The sequence below is a fragment of the Streptomyces thioluteus genome (assembly GCF_039535865.1).
Window position 1 is genome coordinate 1 of record NZ_BAAAXZ010000079.1, and the last position, 15,544, is coordinate 15,544.

General features: G+C 73.5%; 10 protein-coding genes and 8 pseudogenes. 7 read left to right on the top strand and 11 right to left on the bottom strand.

Annotation, left to right across the window (positions count from 1 at the left end; translation table 11 throughout):
* Window positions 1–416: 416 nt before the first annotated feature.
* A pseudogene (locus tag ABD794_RS10180) lies at window positions 417–1,542 on the top strand (magnesium and cobalt transport protein CorA).
* A gap of 54 nt (window positions 1,543–1,596) precedes the next feature.
* On the opposite strand, the gene ABD794_RS18840 reads toward ABD794_RS10180, so the two are convergent.
* Window positions 1,597–1,899, bottom strand: coding sequence for a hypothetical protein (locus ABD794_RS18840; protein WP_425585986.1), 303 nt, complete (start codon window positions 1,897–1,899; stop codon window positions 1,597–1,599).
* A 120-nt stretch (window positions 1,900–2,019) separates the two neighbouring features.
* Complete coding sequence (locus ABD794_RS18845; RefSeq protein WP_425585987.1) at window positions 2,020–2,478, bottom strand: hypothetical protein; 459 nt, start codon at window positions 2,476–2,478, stop codon at window positions 2,020–2,022.
* Window positions 2,479–2,575: 97 nt separating this feature from the next.
* On the opposite strand from ABD794_RS18845, the pseudogene ABD794_RS10190 reads away from it, so the two are divergent.
* A pseudogene (locus ABD794_RS10190) lies at window positions 2,576–3,072 on the top strand (hypothetical protein); the annotation flags it as partial.
* A gap of 488 nt (window positions 3,073–3,560) precedes the next feature.
* Here ABD794_RS10190 and ABD794_RS10195 read toward each other — a convergent pair.
* Window positions 3,561–4,365, bottom strand: a pseudogene (locus ABD794_RS10195) (hypothetical protein).
* A 181-nt stretch (window positions 4,366–4,546) separates the two neighbouring features.
* Here ABD794_RS10195 and ABD794_RS10200 point away from each other — a divergent pair.
* From ABD794_RS10200 to ABD794_RS10210, 3 genes and pseudogenes are all read left to right on the top strand, one after another.
* On the top strand, window positions 4,547–5,851 hold the full coding sequence (locus ABD794_RS10200; RefSeq protein WP_344962524.1) for a magnesium transporter MgtE N-terminal domain-containing protein: 1,305 nt from the start codon (window positions 4,547–4,549) through the stop codon (window positions 5,849–5,851).
* Between the two features lie 25 nt (window positions 5,852–5,876).
* The gene (locus tag ABD794_RS10205; RefSeq protein WP_425585988.1) at window positions 5,877–6,446 is read left to right on the top strand and encodes a DUF1003 domain-containing protein; all 570 of its coding nucleotides are present in this window, start codon (window positions 5,877–5,879) and stop codon (window positions 6,444–6,446) included.
* Between the two features lie 43 nt (window positions 6,447–6,489).
* Window positions 6,490–7,648 (top strand): annotated as a pseudogene (locus ABD794_RS10210) (Mrp/NBP35 family ATP-binding protein).
* Window positions 7,649–7,736: 88 nt separating this feature from the next.
* Here ABD794_RS10210 and ABD794_RS10215 read toward each other — a convergent pair.
* The 6 genes and pseudogenes from ABD794_RS10215 to sigE all read right to left on the bottom strand — a co-directional run bounded on the left by ABD794_RS10215 (window position 7,737) and on the right by sigE (window position 12,334).
* A complete protein-coding gene (locus ABD794_RS10215) occupies window positions 7,737–8,438 on the bottom strand; it encodes a hypothetical protein (RefSeq protein WP_344962526.1) in 702 nt (233 codons plus the stop codon).
* 116 nt (window positions 8,439–8,554) lie between these two features.
* Window positions 8,555–8,980, bottom strand: a complete 426-nt coding sequence (locus tag ABD794_RS10220) for a sec-independent translocase (RefSeq protein ID WP_344962528.1) — start codon at window positions 8,978–8,980, stop codon at window positions 8,555–8,557.
* 106 nt (window positions 8,981–9,086) lie between these two features.
* On the bottom strand, window positions 9,087–9,644 hold the full coding sequence (locus ABD794_RS10225; protein WP_344962561.1) for a S1C family serine protease: 558 nt from the start codon (window positions 9,642–9,644) through the stop codon (window positions 9,087–9,089).
* Window positions 9,572–10,870, bottom strand: a pseudogene (locus ABD794_RS10230) (S1C family serine protease); the annotation flags it as partial. The gene ABD794_RS10225 and the pseudogene ABD794_RS10230, both read right to left, overlap by 73 nt.
* A 206-nt stretch (window positions 10,871–11,076) precedes the next feature.
* Window positions 11,077–11,677, bottom strand: a pseudogene (locus ABD794_RS10235) (zf-HC2 domain-containing protein); the annotation flags it as partial.
* Window positions 11,674–12,334 (bottom strand): annotated as a pseudogene (sigE, locus tag ABD794_RS10240) (RNA polymerase sigma factor SigE). The pseudogenes sigE and ABD794_RS10235, both read right to left, overlap by 4 nt.
* A 322-nt stretch (window positions 12,335–12,656) precedes the next feature.
* On the opposite strand from sigE, the gene ABD794_RS10245 reads away from it, so the two are divergent.
* Window positions 12,657–13,304 carry an O-methyltransferase gene (locus ABD794_RS10245; RefSeq protein WP_344962562.1) on the top strand — a complete coding sequence of 216 codons (648 nt, stop codon included), beginning with the start codon at window positions 12,657–12,659 and terminating at the stop codon, window positions 13,302–13,304.
* Between the two features lie 121 nt (window positions 13,305–13,425).
* Here ABD794_RS10245 and ABD794_RS10250 read toward each other — a convergent pair whose 3' ends face one another.
* Complete coding sequence (locus ABD794_RS10250) at window positions 13,426–13,593, bottom strand: DUF3117 domain-containing protein (RefSeq protein WP_004950282.1); 168 nt, start codon at window positions 13,591–13,593, stop codon at window positions 13,426–13,428.
* A gap of 309 nt (window positions 13,594–13,902) precedes the next feature.
* Here ABD794_RS10250 and ABD794_RS10255 point away from each other — a divergent pair.
* Window positions 13,903–14,705 (top strand): annotated as a pseudogene (locus ABD794_RS10255) (enoyl-CoA hydratase/isomerase family protein).
* Window positions 14,706–14,762: 57 nt separating this feature from the next.
* Here ABD794_RS10255 and ABD794_RS10260 read toward each other — a convergent pair.
* On the bottom strand, window positions 14,763–15,284 hold the full coding sequence (locus ABD794_RS10260) for a DNA-3-methyladenine glycosylase I (protein ID WP_344962563.1): 522 nt from the start codon (window positions 15,282–15,284) through the stop codon (window positions 14,763–14,765).
* Window positions 15,285–15,544 lie beyond the last annotated feature (260 nt).

Sequence of the window (15,544 nt, forward strand, 5' to 3'; positions counted from 1 at the left end):
GCTAGCCTTGGCCTCTGGTCAGGGAGTTACGTCCGTCCCTCAGCGGGGACCGGCCGGAGGAGGTGGGGCTGCGGTGGATCCTAGTCGACCGTGCAGTACGACAGTTCCCCCGTTCCTCCGCTCCGGACGCGCGCTTTGTGAACTAGAAGCGAGTCTTTCGACCCGCCGCCTCCTCGCCGGCCTCCCGGAAGTCCTTCCGCGCCCGCGGCACTTGACGGGGGAGCGCTGCCCTCACGCCCCTCCTGCAAAGCCCTCTGCGAGTTCTCCGCGAACTGCCGCCAGCCCACGCACCGCACGGAGCGCGGCCCGCCGCATGGACGTCCGTCCGCCTGCCCCGGCGACAGGCGTGTACGTCCCCGTCGCGGACCGCGGTGCCGTGCGTCCCGGCCGGCGGCGGCCCGTGAATGGAGCCAGTCATGTCGATGATCCGTGACCTGCGTGCCGCCGTCCCGCCCCGCCCTGCGCAGGGCGGGACCCCGTACGAGCCGTACGCGTGCGACGACACCACCCGCGACCCGTCCGCCAGCAGCGCGGTCGTGGACTGCGCCGTTCTACCACGAAGGACGGCGGGTGAGCTCGCCGTGCGGGCCGGCGGAGGCGATGCGACGGGTGCGCGCCGAGGGCGGGTTCGCCTGGATCGGGCTGCACGAGCCACGGAGCAGGAGTTCGCAGGCATCGCCCGGGAGTTCGGGCTGCACCCGCTGGCCGTGGAGGACGCGGTCCACGCCCACCAGCGGCCCAAGCTGGAGCGCTACGACGACACGCTGTTCACGGTCTTCAAGACCATCCACTATGTCGAGCACGCCGAACTCACCGCCACCAGCGAGGTGGTGGAGACCGGCGAGGGTGATGTGCTTCACCGGCGAGGACTTCATCATCACCGTCCGGCACGGCGGCCAGGGCTCGCTGCGCGCCCTGCGGCACCGGCTCCAGGAGGACCCGCAGCTGCTGGCCAAGGGCCCCCTCGGCCGTGCTGCACGCCATCGCCGACCAGGTCGTGGACGGCTACATAGCGGTCGCCGACGCCGTGCAGGACGACATCGACGAGGTGGAGATCGACGTCTTCTCCGCCCCGAGCAAGGGCGGCTCCCGCCGGGGCGGCGACGCGGGCCGCATCTACCAGCTCAAGCGGGAAGTGCTGGAGTTCAAGCGGGCGGTGACGCCACTGATGCGGCCGATGCAGCTGCTCAGCGAGCGGCCGATGCGGCTGGTGGACCCGGACATCCAGAAGTACTTCCGGGACGTCGCCGACCACCTCGCCCGGGTGCACGAGCAGGTGGTCGCCTTCGACGACCTGCTCAACTCGATCCTCCCAGGCCAACCTCGCCCAGGCATCCCGTGGCGCAGACGAGGACATGCGCAAGATCACCTCCTGGGCGGCGATCTTCGCCGTGCCCACGATGATCGCGGGGATCTACGGCATGAACTTCAAGTACATGCCGGAGCTGGGGTGGAAGTACGGCTACCCCACGGTCATGGTCATCACGGGTCGCGATCTGTGTGACCATCCACCGCGGCTTCAAGAGGAACGGCTGGCTGTAGCGGGGCTCCGTCCGTCTGCGGTCGGCGAGGATCACCAGGGCCGGCCCCCGAGGATCACCGCCAGCGCGGGATACGCCGCCGCGGCGGCGTCTGCCCCAGCCAGAGCGCGGCTATCAGCGCGGCGCCCGGGGTCTCCAGCAGGAATCGCCGTCGAGGTCCACGGACGGGCCCAGGCTCTTGACCACCCGGTTGATCAGGGAGTGGCCGAGCAGCTGCGCGGTGGGCCGTCAGCAGCACGAGCTTGCCCCAGGTGCCCCCGTCGTACCCCGCGAGGGAGGCGCCGGACACCAGACACGCGACGAGCAGCAGCACCGTGGTGGTCGAGTAGCAGATGTAGGTGTACGCGACGGTGCCCACCGTCCCGGCGCACCTCCGCACCCAGCAGGACGTACCCGGCGGCCGCCATGCCGCCTATCAGCGCGAGGGCGTCGCCCGCCAGGGCGCGCGGCGAGCCGGAGAGGTCGACGCCGGTCAGGATCACCACGCCGAGGAAGGCGAGGGCGGTGCCCGCCCAGACCAGACCCGGCTGGCGGCGGCCCGGCCGAGCCGCATCAGGACGACCGTCCATATCGGGGTGGTGGTGACCAGCGCCGTCGAGGACGCCACCGAGGTCATGGAGAGACTCGGCAGCCACACCCCGAAGTGCACGGCGAGCAGCGCCCCGCTGGCCACCGCGAGCAGCGCGGCCCGGCGGCCGACCGCCCGCAGCTCCGCGCGGTGGCGCAGCAGGACGAGCGGGTGAGCGCGCCCACCGCCATGGCGTTTCCGCCAGAAGGCGATGGCGAGCGCGGGGGCGGCGGTCATGGAGGCGATCAGCGGTGCGGAGAGGGCGATCCCGGACACGGCGACCAGCAGCAGCGCGAGGTCGAGGCGGGCGCCGGCGGGACCGGCGGCGGCCAGGGCCGCTCCCGTCGCTGCGTCTGTGGGTACGGACATCGCTCACCGCTCCAGCCTAGGCCCAAGGGTGGCTCTGCGTACCGCGATGACGGGCGCATGGGCGGACGCACCGGCGCGTGCCCCTAGAGTTGAGCGCATGACGCAGACGCTGGCGCTGATCGAAGAGGCCACGAAGAAATCAGGTCTCCTCTGGGTGCAGGGCCCGACGGGGCCGAGCCGCGCCCTGTGGCACGTCTGGCACGCCGGCGCGGCCCACGTCGTCGGCGGCCCCGGCGAACAACCGCTGGACGACCTCGGGCTCGCCGACGGGGGCGACCGCGACGGTCACCGTCCGCAGCAAGGACAAGGGCGGCCGACTGGTCACCTGGACGGCCCGGGTGGGCGAACTGCCGCCGGACGGCGAGGCGTGGGGCGAGGCGGTGGCGGAGCTCAAGGGCAAGCGGCTGAACGCGGTGGGGTTCGAGACGTTGACGGAGCGGTGGGCCCGCGAGTGCCGGGTGCTGCGCCTGGAGCCCACGGGGTCGTCGGAGCCGCTGCCCGACGCGTCGCTGGCGGCGGTGCCGCTGCCGACGCCGGCGACGACGCGGCGGGCGATGGCCGGCGGCGTTGCCGCGCCTGCTCCGCCGCGGCCGGGGAAGTAGCCCCACCCCCGCCCTTTCCCCGTTTCCCCGGGGCTCCGCCCCCTGCACCCCTGACCGGGGCTCCGCCCCGACCCCGGGACGCGGCTGCGCCGCGTTCGTCCTCAAACACCGGACAGGCCGGAATGCGCTCCCGGAACGGAGCCCCGGCCAAAGGAACCAAGGGCGCAGCACCCGCCGGGGAAGCAGAGGCGCAGCCCCGCCACGGCCCAAGGGGCGGAGCTGGGGCGCAGGGGCAGAGCCCCGCCGGGTGTGCGGGGGCGCAGCCCCCGCCAGAGACCCAGGGGGCGGAGCCCCGTTGGGCGCAGGGACACAGTGGGGAACAGCACCCCTCCCAGGGGTCCAGGGGGCGGAGCCCCCGGCGGGGTGCAGGGGCGGAGCCCCGCCCACCGTGCGGTGCGCGGGGCTCGCGCACCGACGGGGTTACGAAGGGGCGCAGCCCCTGCGGAAACGGAGAAAGGGCGGGGCGGGGGCGAACAACCCCTACCGCCCCGCCGCAGGAATCCGCGACCCGTAATCCACCATCTCCCCCTTCCCCGGCACCTTCAGCGCAAAATCCTTCCCCCAGTCCCCCAGCTCCAACTGCCCCGCCCCACCCGCCCGTTGCACCCGCAACGGATACGGCGTCCCGACGAGGGACACATCGAGCACCCCCGCCCGTCCCCTTCTCGTCCCCTGCGTTGAGGCGGATCGACCGCACTCCCCCGACCGTCCCGTGCTCCCCCCGCGACAGCTTGCCGTGCAGCCCGAGGAGCCCGTCCAGGAGGACGTTCTTGTCGGTGAAGCCGAGCAGCTGCCGGTACGCGGGGTCGCCGGACGGGACCTTCACGTACTTCCCGTTCAGCTTCGCGGCAGCACCGGACGCAGCACCCGATGCGCCCCCCGGCGCGCCCGGCTTCGCAGCACCGGAGGAACCGGCGGGAGCACCGGGCTTCGCCCCCGCCCCACCCCGCCCCCAGAACGCCGCGTCCCCCTTCACGAAGAGCTCCTCGCCGACCCGGAGCAGTTCGAAGGAGACGTCCCCCGAGGCGACCCGCCCCGTCCCGCCGTCCTTCTTCAGGCGCACGTCGATGCGGTACGTCCGCCCCTGGCTGACCACCGCCCCGGACAGATGGACCGCGTCGGCGCCCTTCGCCGCCGCCCGCGCCCTGTCCTGGATCACCGCGGGACGCAGCTTTCCCACGCCGTTGGTCCCCGCGTCGGGGTCCTCGCCGCCGCCGCAGGCCGCGAGGGCCGGGGACAGCACGGCGCACAGGGCCCCCACGAGAGCCGCGTTCCGGGTTCGCACCTGCTCCTGCCTCCTGTCGGCACGGTCAGCACTGTCAGCGCTGGCGCTGGTCAGCACTGGATACGGCAGCGTACTCGCGCCCGTTCCCCGCCACCGGCGCGGAGCGGCAGCGCGCGGCCGGTCACGTTAGCCTGAACCGGAAAACGCCGGAGGCACGGCGACGGCGGAGGAGGTGCACGGCATGGCGGCGAGCGCCCGCGTGTTCGTCTCGCACCTCTCCGGAGTGGCCGTCTTCGACCCCAACGGCGACCGGGTCGGCCGGGTCCGCGACGTCGTCGCGATGCTGCGCGTCGGCAACCGTCCGCCGCGGGTGCTGGGCCTGGTGGTGGAGGTCGCCAGCCGGCGCATCGTCTTCCTGCCCATGACCCGGGTGACGGGCGTGGAGTCCGGCCAGGTCATCTCCACCGGCGTGATCAACATGCGGCGGTTCGAACAGCGCCCCACCGAGACCCTGGTCCTCGGCGAGCTCCTCGACCGCCGCGTGCGGCTGGTGGCCGACGGCGGCGAGGTCACCGTGCTCGACGTGTCGATCACCCAGCTCCAGGCCCGCCGCGAGTGGGAGATCGACAAGGTCTTCGTCCGCCGCGGCAAGGGCGGCGCGCTGCGCCGCAAGGGCGAGACGCTGACCGTCGAGTGGTCCGCGGTGACCGGCTTCTCCCTGGAGGAGCACGGGCAGGGGGCCGCCAACCTCCTCGCCACCTTCGAACAGTTGCGTCCCGCCGACCTCGCCAGCGTGCTGCACCACCTGTCCCCCAAGCGGCGCGCCGAGGTGGCCGCCGCCCTCGACGACGACCGGCTCGCGGACGTCCTGGAGGAGCTGCCGGAGGACGACCAGATCGAGATCCTCGGCAAGCTCAAGGAGGAGCGGGCCGCCGACGTCCTGGAGGCGATGGACCCCGACGACGCCGCCGACCTGCTCTCCGAGCTCCCCGAGGCGCACACCGAACGGCTGCTGGCGCTGATGGAGCCGGGGGACGCGGCGGACGTGCGGCGGCTGATGGCGTACGAGGAGCGGACCGCCGGCGGTCTGATGACGACCGAGCCGATCGTGCTGCGCCCGGACGCCACCGTCGCCGACGCCCTCGCCCGGGTCCGCAACCCGGACCTGTCCCCCGCGCTCGCCGCCCAGGTCTACGTATGCCGGCCGCCGGACGAGACGCCGACCGGGAAGTACCTCGGCACCGTGCACTTCCAGCGGCTGCTGCGGGACCCGCCGTTCACCCTCGTCGCCTCGATCACCGACACGGAGCTGCGGCCGCTGCACCCGGACACCCCGCTGCGCGCCGTGACGAGCTTCCTGGCCACGTACAACATGGTGGCGGCGCCCGTGGTGGACTCCGGCGGGTCGCTGCTGGGCGCGGTGACCGTGGACGACGTGCTGGACCACCTGCTGCCGGACGACTGGCGCGAGACGGAGCTGCACCAGGGCGCGTTCGGCATGGACGTGCCCGAGGAACCGGGGGAGGCGGGCGACGGTGAACGCTGAAGGCCGGAACAACCCGTGGGAACGGCTGCGGGAACGGGAGCGCCAGAAGGAGCGGGAACGGCAGAAGGAACGATCCGCCGCCGCAGTGCAGCCGGTCCAGCGCGTCCGGCTGGACCAGCCGCAGTTCAAGCGGCGCGGCTGGCTGCCGGAGTACGACCCGGAGGCGTTCGGCCGCACGTCCGAGAAGATCGCCCGCTTCCTGGGCACCGGGCGGTTCATCGTCTGGATGACCGTCCTCATCGTGGTGTGGGTGGTGTGGAACACCACCGCCCCGCCGCACGTGCGGTTCGACCAGTATCCGTTCATCTTCCTGACCCTGGTGCTGTCCCTCCAGGCGTCGTACGCCGCCCCGCTGATCCTGCTCGCCCAGAACCGGCAGGACGACCGGGACCGGGTCAACCTGGAGCAGGACCGCGAGCAGAACGAACGGTCCATCGCCGACACCGAGTACCTCACGCGGGAGATCGCGGCGCTGCGCATGGGGCTGGGCGAGGTCGCCACCCGGGACTGGATCCGCTCCGAGTTCCAGGAACTGATCAAGGAGATGGAACAGCGCAGGGTATTCCCCGCGGAGAGTGAGGAACGCGACCGCTGACGGCCCTTCCCCGCGCGTCGGTGGTGCGCCGTACCATCGGGGCATGGCTACCGAGACCCCCAACTCCGTCCCCGCCGAAGAGGCGGTGCGCGCCGCGCTCGCGACGGTGAACGACCCCGAGATCCACCGGCCGATCACCGAACTGGGCATGGTGAAATCCGTCGACGTCGCGGCGGACGGGACGGTCGCGGTCGCGGTCTATCTGACGGTCTCCGGCTGCCCCATGCGCGAAACGATCACCGAGAACGTCCGCAAGGCCGTCGCCGGCGTCGCGGGCGTGACCGGCGTGACGGTCGAGCTCGACGTGATGAGCGACGAGCAGCGGCGCGAGCTGGCCACCGCCCTGCGCGGCGGGACGGCCGAGCGCGAGGTGCCCTTCGCCAAGCCCGGCTCGCTGACCCGGGTCTACGCGGTGGCCTCCGGCAAGGGCGGCGTCGGCAAGTCCTCGGTGACGGTCAACCTGGCCGCGGCGATGGCGGCCGACGGGCTCAAGGTCGGCGTCGTCGACGCGGACATCTACGGCCACTCCGTCCCGCGCATGCTGGGCGCCGAAGGCCGTCCCACCCAGGTGGAGAACATGATCATGCCGCCGTCGGCCAACGGCGTGAAGGTCATCTCCATCGGCATGTTCACCCCGGGCAACACCCCGGTCGTCTGGCGCGGCCCGATGCTGCACCGCGCGCTCCAGCAGTTCCTCGCCGACGTCTACTGGGGCGACCTCGACGTCCTGCTCCTCGACCTGCCGCCGGGCACCGGCGACATCGCCATCTCCGTCGCCCAGTTGGTGCCCAACGCCGAGATCCTCGTGGTGACGACGCCTCAGCAGGCCGCCGCCGAGGTCGCCGAGCGGGCCGGCTCGATCGCCGTGCAGACCCACCAGAAGATCGTCGGCGTCGTGGAGAACATGTCCGGGCTGCCCTGCCCGCACTGCGGCGAGATGGTCGACGTCTTCGGCACCGGCGGCGGCCAGATCGTCGCCGACGGCCTGACGCGGACCACCGGCGCCACCGTCCCCGTCCTGGGCTCGATCCCCATCGACGTCCGGCTGCGCGAGGGCGGCGACGAGGGCAGGCCCGTCGTGCTCACCGACCCCCGAGTCCCCCGCGGGCAGCGCGCTGCGCGCCATCGCCGGCAAGCTGGGCGGGCGGCAGCGCGGGCTGTCGGGGATGTCGCTCGGCATCACGCCGCGCAACAAGTTCTGACGGCGGCCGGTCCGGTCCCGGGGAGCCCGGGGCCGGACCGTTCCCCGCGGCCCGTGGACCCGGCTCCGGTCAGCCCGAGTACGCGGCGTCAGCCCGAGTACGCGGCGATGTCGCCGATCGCCGAGAAACCCATCCCGTAGGCGCTCATCCCGCGCCCGTACGCCCCGATGTGCACTCCCCCGCCCTCCGCGGAGCCGGCGAGGACCCAGCCGTACTCGGACTCGCGGTAGCGGAAGTCGGTCGAGACCCCGTCCACCGGCAGCGAGAGCGTGGACCAGGGGTCCTCGTCCAGGTGGTCCGCCAGCTCCCAGGCGAGGGCGGTCTGCTGGTCGAGCCAGTGCTGCCGCAGGGCCCGCTCCATGCGGTCGGGCCAGGTGTACGAGAGCAGGCCCGCGCCGGCGAGCCAGGCCGCCGAGGAGACGGAGGTGGCCTCCAGCACGCCCGTGCCGTCCGCGCTGCGCCGCACGGGGCGGCTGGCGACGGTCACCACCACCGAGAAGCGCTGGGCGTCGGAGGGGGGTGCCGTCCGGTCGGGACGGCCCGAGCGGAGGTTGGGCTCCGTGCCGTGGCCCGTCGAGCCGTGCTCCACGGTGCCGTCGGCCGCCGCGCCCACCTGCATCAGCCAGCGGCGTCCGGTGAACGCGTCGTCCAGGCCGTACCAGGGGAACGACGCCTGCAGATAGCCGTCGACCGGGCGCCGGACGCCGGACGCGCCCGGCGGGGCGCTTCCCCCCCGCGCCGGCGTCCTCCCGGCGGGTGCTCCCGCCCCTGCCCGACTCGTGGTCTCCATCTGCGCGGCGCCTCCTCGTTGCCCCGTCGTGCCCGGCCGGCCCGTGCGGCGGGCACCGTCAACCCCGGACAAGGGGAGGATAGCCACCCCCGTCAATGGGGCCCGGCAGGCGAGGCTCAGGTGGCGTCGGAGTCGAACGGGGGCCGCTCGCCCGGCCGGAGCGGCTCCTTCTTCTTGAGCAGGTCGGGACCGCCGGCGGAGTGCGGGGCGGGCTCCGGGTCGCGGCCGTTGACGGCGTCGGTGACCTCGGACATCTCGGACCTGAGGTCGAAGCCGTTGCGGATCTCCTTCAGGCCCAGCTCGTCCTTGTCCAGGACGTGCTTGCGGACGAAGGTCTTGGGGTTGAGGTCCTCGAACTCGAAGTCCTTGAACTCCGGCCCCAGCTCGGAGCGGATGTCCTCCTTGGCGCTCTCCGAGAACTGCCGGATCTTGCGCAGGGTGCGCGACACGTCCTGGATCATCTTCGGCAGCTTGTCCGGCCCGAAGATGAGCAGAGCGAGGACGACGAGCGCGATCAGCTCGGGAAGTCCTATGTCGAGCACCTGAAGCTCCTTGATGCGGGGGCGGCCGACGGTTTCTGGCCGCCTATCACGGTACCTGGCCCGGACGTATGCGGGGGAGACGCCCGGGCCAACATCGGGCCAAGGGTCAGCCCGAGCTCGCCGACCCCAGGGTCAGCGGCACGGTCCGTTCCTTGCCGTCGCGCTCCACGGTGAGGGTGAGCCGGTCCCCGGGCCGGTGACTGCGGATCTTGACGATGAGCTCCTGGCCGCTGTGGACGGGCGAGGAGTCGACCTTCTTGATGACGTCGCCCGGTGCGATGCCCGCCTTGTCCGCCGGGCCGCCCCGGGTCACGGGGGTGCCCCCGCCCCCCTTGGGGTTCACCCGGGCGCCGTCCCCCTGATACCCCATGTCGAGCGAGACGCCGATCACCGGGTGGGTGGCCTTCCCCGTGTTGATCAGCTCCTCGGCGACGCGCTTGGCCTGGTTGATCGGGATGGCGAAGCCCAGCCCTATGCTCCCGCCCTGGCCGCCGCCCGCCTCCGAGCCGCCGGCCGAGCGGATGGCGCTGTTGATCCCGATGACCCGGGCCCGGGTGTCCACCAGCGGTCCGCCCGAATTGCCCGGATTGATCGGGGCGTCCGTCTGGAGCGCGTCGACGTAGCTGACGTCGCTGCCGTCCTGCTTCCGGCCGCCCGCGGTGATCGGGGCGCTCCTTGGCGCTGATGATCCCCGTGGTGACCGTGCCCGCGAGGTCGAAGGGGGGCGCCGATGGCCACCACGGAGTCGCCGACGTGCACGGAGTCGGAGTTGCCCAGGGCGAGCGGGGTGAGCCCGGAGACGCCCGAGACCTTCACGACGGCCAGGTCGTAGCCGCTGTCGCGGCCGACGACGGTGGCCTTGGCGGTCTGGCCGCCGTTGAAGGTGACCACGATCTCGCCGCGCTCGCCGGCGGGCTCGACGACGTGGTTGTTGGTGAGGATGTGTCCCCGCCCGTCCAGGACGAAGCCGGTGCCGGTGCCACGGGCGGAGCTGCCGCGCACGTGCAGGGTCACCACTCCGGGCAGCGCGCGGGCGGCGATCCCGGCGACGCTGCCCGGGTCCCGGTCGCCCTTGTCGACGGGCGCCTGCGGCAGCGTCACGCGCCGCCCGCCGCCGTCCCGCTCCAGCCAGGCCCCGATCCCGCCGCCCACGCCCCCGGCGACCAGCGCCACGACGAGCGCCCCGACGACGACCTTGCGCCGCGCCACGGCCTTGCCCGCCGCGGGCGCCGCGGGCTCCGGCCGCCGCTCCACGGCCCAGGGGTCGTACTGCCAGGGGCCCTGCGGGGCGGCCGGCGCGGCGTACGGGGAGGTGACGCCGAGGACGGGGGGCCGGGCGGGGGTGGGGTACGGCTGCGCACCGGTGGCCGCGTGGCCGCCCGGCATCGGCTGCGCGCCGGCGGCTACGTGGCCGCCCGGCATCGGCTGTGCACCGGCGGCGCCCGGAGCACCGGGCGGCATCGGGGCGCCGGGCTGCGGCGCCTGAGGCCCCTGATGCCCGGCCGCCGCCGCGTAAGGCTGCGGGAAGCCGGGGCCGGCCGGCCGGGGCCCGTCCGCCGAGGGATACGGCTGCGCGCCGAGGTGCGCAGGCGCGGGCATCGTCGAGCCGTCGGCCGGACCGGGGGCGGCGACGGGCGACGCACCGCCCGTACCGGGCATCGGCGGATGCAGAAGCGGAAGTTGAGGCGCCGCGTCCGGTATCGACTCGAGCGCGGGCGAGGCGCCTGTCGGGGGCTGGACCGGCGGTGCCGGGGCCCAGGGGCCCGGGCGGCCGTACGGCGGCGTGCCGTACGGATCGGGTTCGTGCAGCGGCGCCGGCGCCGACGGGTCCCCGGCCCCGTCACCGTCGCGACGCGCACGGCTCCACCAGTGCTCCCTGCCCTCGCCCATCCCGGTCTCCCCCACGATTCGTCGGGGGCCGCGACACCGTCCCGGATGCCCGGCCCATCGGCCGATTCAACCAGGTCCGGCCGCAGGTGAGCAGGGCAGCCCGCGTCAGCGGGAGATCACCGGGAGAGGGGAGCCTGCTGGGGCATCCGGAACGGGACGGCGGCCGGCAGCGCGGCCGGGACGACCAGCGAGGCCCGGTGGACGACGGCGTCGCGCGCCGCGCCGCCCGAGGAGGATCCGAGGGCGAGCGCGGGGGCGCCGCCTCGGGGATCCCCGGCCCGGGCGCGGGGCGCGTCCTCGACCGCCCCCAGCGGCTGGGCGGCGCCGACCAGAGCGAAGGCCGCGATCGTGACGGCACCGGCCGCCGCGATCCCGAACCGCCGCCCGCGCGAGGCACGCCCCACCTCATGGACCCGGAAGCCCTGCTCATGGGGCGTCAGGCCCGCCAGGGGCACCAGCGCGAAGGTGTCGCCCCGCGGCCCGAAGGCGCTCCGGCGACGCGGCCGGTCCGCATCGCCGTCGGCGTCCGCGGCGGGCGATCCCGGCCCGGCCGGGCCGTCGATCCCCATGGCCGGCAGGGCCTGGAGCCGGGCCAGCAGCGCCTCGGAGAGCGGCGGGGGGCGCGGCCTCGGCGAACACGCTTTTGAGCCGGCGCTGGGCGTCGGCTTCCGCTTTGCACTTTCCACAGGTGGCGAGGTGGGCGAGGACCCGCTCCCGCGATTCGTGTCCCAACTCCCCGTCGACCAGGGCCGCGAGGCGGTCGCCGAGATGCTGCTCGGCGGGGGACTGACCGCCTGAACCGGTCACGCGATCCCGACCTCCCCGCTCAGCCGGGCGCCGGAGGCGACTCCCACCACGGCGCGCTGCTCGGCACGGGCGGCGGGGGACCGGTGGCGGAGCGCCTTGCGGCAGGTGGGAACGGCCGCGGTGGATGCGGCTGCGGACGGTGCCCAGCTTCACGCCGAGCGTCGCCGCGATCTCCTCGTAGGAGAGCCCCTCGATGTCGCAGAGCACGACCGCGGCGCGGAACTCCGGGGCGAGGGTGTCCAGCGCCTGCTGGACGTCCGCGTCGAAGTGCGTGTCGTTGAAGTGCTGCTGGGGAGAGGGCTCGCGGCTGGGGAGCCGCTCGGCGGCGTCGTCGCCCAGCGCGTCGAAGCGGATGCGCTGGCGGCGGCGGACCATGTCGAGGAACAGGTTGGTGGTGATGCGGTGCAGCCACCCCTCGAACGTCCCCGGGGTGTACGTGGACAGCGAGCGGAAGACCCGGACGAAGACCTCCTGGGTGAGGTCCTCGGCGTCGTGCTGGTTGCCCGTGAGGCGGTAGGCGAGACGGTAGACCCGTGCGCTGTGCGTGCTGACGATCTCCTCCCAGGTGGGAGGGGTCCACGCCTGCGAGTCCGCGTCGCTGGCGAACGTCGCGGTTGCGGGGATCCGGGTGACGGAACGGTCAGCGGTGTCGGTCACGGATTTCGGCTCGACGGCGGTCCGTCGGAAGCGACTGAGCACTCCGCGAGGGCCGCTGCACGTAGCCGCACCTCCCCTGTCGGCTCTGGTGGTGTCCAGTGGAGCCCCTACCATATCCACCTCGCCCGTTAGCTCCGGATAAGGAATTTTGACCTGCTTTTGGGTTTGATCCGCTCCCGGACCGACCAGGGGCTCCGACCGGACCCCCACAGCCCCCCTCACGCCGTCTCCTCACCGCATCAACGCACGGTCCCATCTGCGGGTTCCCGACAGCAGCGGATACAGTCACCGTTGCGTCGACACATGGGGACAGGAGAGGGCCATTACCGGCAACCGGCAGACGAGCTGGGCGTTCGCCGATGCGTACGGCGTCGAGCACATCGACGACCCGGCACTGCTCTGGGCGCACGACCGGGCCGAGGAGGCGGGGCTGCGCTCGGTGTCCTCCGGCACCGGCTCCGCGCTGCGCCTGCTCGCCGCGGCGGTGGACGCCAAGGCCGTCGCCGAGATCGGCACCGGCACCGGGGTGTCCGGCCTGCACCTCCTGTACGGCATGCGCCCCGACGGTGTGCTGACGACGGTCGACCTCGACCCCGAGTGCCAGCAGTTCGCGCGGCAGGCGTTCCGCGCCGCGGGCTTCGCCGGCAACCGCGCCCGCTTCATCCCCGGCCGCGCGTTGGATGTCCTGCCGCGCCTCGCGGACGGCGGGTACGACCTGGTGTTCTGCGACGGGGACCGGCTGGAGTACCTCGACTACCTAGCGGAATCGTTGCGCCTGCTGCGCCCCGGCGGTCTGGTCTGCTTCGAGGGCGTCTTCGCGGACGGCCGCACCGTGGACTCCGCCGCCCAGCCCGCCGAGGTGCTGCGCCTGCGCGAACTGCTGCGGGCCGTACGGGAGTCCACCGTGCTGGTGCCGTCCCTGCTGCCGGTGGGCGACGGGCTGCTGTGCGCGGCCCGGCGCGGCGGCTGACCCGGCGGGGAGCGGCCGCTCCCCGGGGCGGGAGGATTCGGAAAAGACCTTGCCCCGACAGCCGGGAACGGCTGCCGGGGCAAGCAAAGTCAGCGAAGGACCGAAGGACCGAGTCCGTGCGTCAGACGACGACGTTCTTCAGGGCGTCGGCAAGAGCCGCCGCCTCGTCCGGGGTCAGCTCGACGACGAGACGACCGCCGCCCTCGAGCGGAACCCGCATGACGATGCCCCGCCCCTCCTTGGTCACCTCGAGCGGGCCGTCGCCCGTCCGCGGCTTCATGGCCGCCATGCTCGTTCCCCTTCCTGAAACCAGCTCATCGTCAGCCGACAACCCCTTTCGAAGGGCACGTGTCACCGGCATCGAACACATTGCTTCCAGGCCATTATCCCGCATCGCGCGACCCAATGACCAACATCGGTCGGCATCCCTTCGGCAACACGCTCCGGCAAAACCACCCAATTCGGGGATTGCTCCGCAGTTGTGCACCAACTCCTTACCCGTACGGACGCCCGATTCTTTGACGCAGCTCACATGCCGCGCGCCGGAGAACTACGGCAAGCTGGCCGCGGACCGCAGCCGACCGAGGGAGGACGCACCATGGCCGACACCGTGCTGTACGAGGTGAGCGACGGGCTCGCGACGATCACGCTGAACCGGCCCGACGCCATGAACGCGATGGACACCGTCACCAAGGTCGCCCTCCTCGACGCGCTGCGCCGGGCGGCGGAGGACCGGGCCGTGCGCGCCGTCCTGCTCACCGGCACGGGACGGGCCTTCTGCGTGGGCCAGGACCTCAAGGAGCACACCGCCTCCCTGACCGCGGACCGCGAGCGCGGCACGAACCGGACCTGGGACACGGTCCGGGACCACTACTCCCCCCATCACCCTCACCATCGCGGAGATGCCCAAGCCGGTGGTCGCCGCGGTGAACGGGGCCGCGGCGGGGGCGGGGGCGGGCTTCGCCTTCGCGGCGGACTACCGGGTCGTCGCCGATACGGCGGCCTTCAACACGGCGTTCGCGGGGGTGGCGCTCACCGGCGACTCGGGCGTCTCCTGGACGCTCCCCCGCCTCGTCGGCCACGGCCGGGCCTCGGACCTCCTGCTCTTCCCGCGCAACGTCTCCGCGGAGGAGGCGCTGGAGCTGGGCATGGCGAACAAGGTCGTCCCGGCGGAGGAGCTGGCCGCGACGGCCGAGGCCGTCGCCCGACGGCTGGCCTCGGGGCCGACGGTGGCCTACGCGGCGATGAAGAAGGCGCTGGCGTTCGGGGCGGAGCGGTCGTTGCGCGAGACGCTGGGGGCGGAGGAGGAGCTCCAGGCGGTGGCGGGCGCGTCGGAGGATCACGGAGTGGCGGTGCGGGGCGTTCCTGAACAAGGAGCGCCCGACGTTCGCCGGCCGCTGAGCCCTCTCCCCGCCCCGCTGTGCCCGAAGGGGCCAGGGGGCGGGACCGGGGCACCCCCTACGGGCGACCGCCCCGCACATGGCACTCCGCCAAGTGGTCGTTCACCAGCCCGCACGCCTGCATCAACGCATATGCCGTCGTCGGCCCCACGAACCGGAACCCCCTCTTCTTCAGCTCCTTCGCCAGCGCCGTCGACTCCGCGTCGTCGCCGGGACCTCCGCCCGCCGTGCGCGGAGCACGCCCCGCCTCGGGGGCGAACGACCAGACGAGAGACGTCAGCTCCCCCGGCGCCCAAGCGGCAGCGACCCTCGCGTTGGAGAGCGCCGCCGCGATCTTCGCCCGGTTGCGGATGATCCCCGGGTCGGCCAGCAGCCGCTCCTCGTCCGCCGGTGTGAAGGCCGCCACCTCGGCGATGGAGAAGCCGGCGAAGGCGGCCCGGAACCCCTCGCGGCGGCGCAGGACCGTCAGCCAGGACAGCCCGGACTGGAACGCCTCCAGGCATATCCGCTCGAAGAGGGCGTCGTCCCCGCGCACGGGGACGCCCCACTCCGTGTCGTGGTACGCGCGGTAGTCCGCCATGGACTCCGCCTCCAGCCCCCCAGGGCAGCGCGCCAGCCCGTCCGGCCCGAGGATCACACCCTTGCTCACGATTCCTCCCCCTTCGCTCCGTCCGGAGCGGCCCCGTCGTGCCGGGCACCGGCCGCCGCCCGCGCGCCCGCCAGTGCCGCCTCCAGCCTCCGCGATCCGCGCGTCGCGCTCCGCGAGCTCCGCCGCCAGCCGGTCCAGCACGTCGTCCGTCTCCGCCATCCGGTAGCCGCGTGGCGCGACCGGGAGGCGCA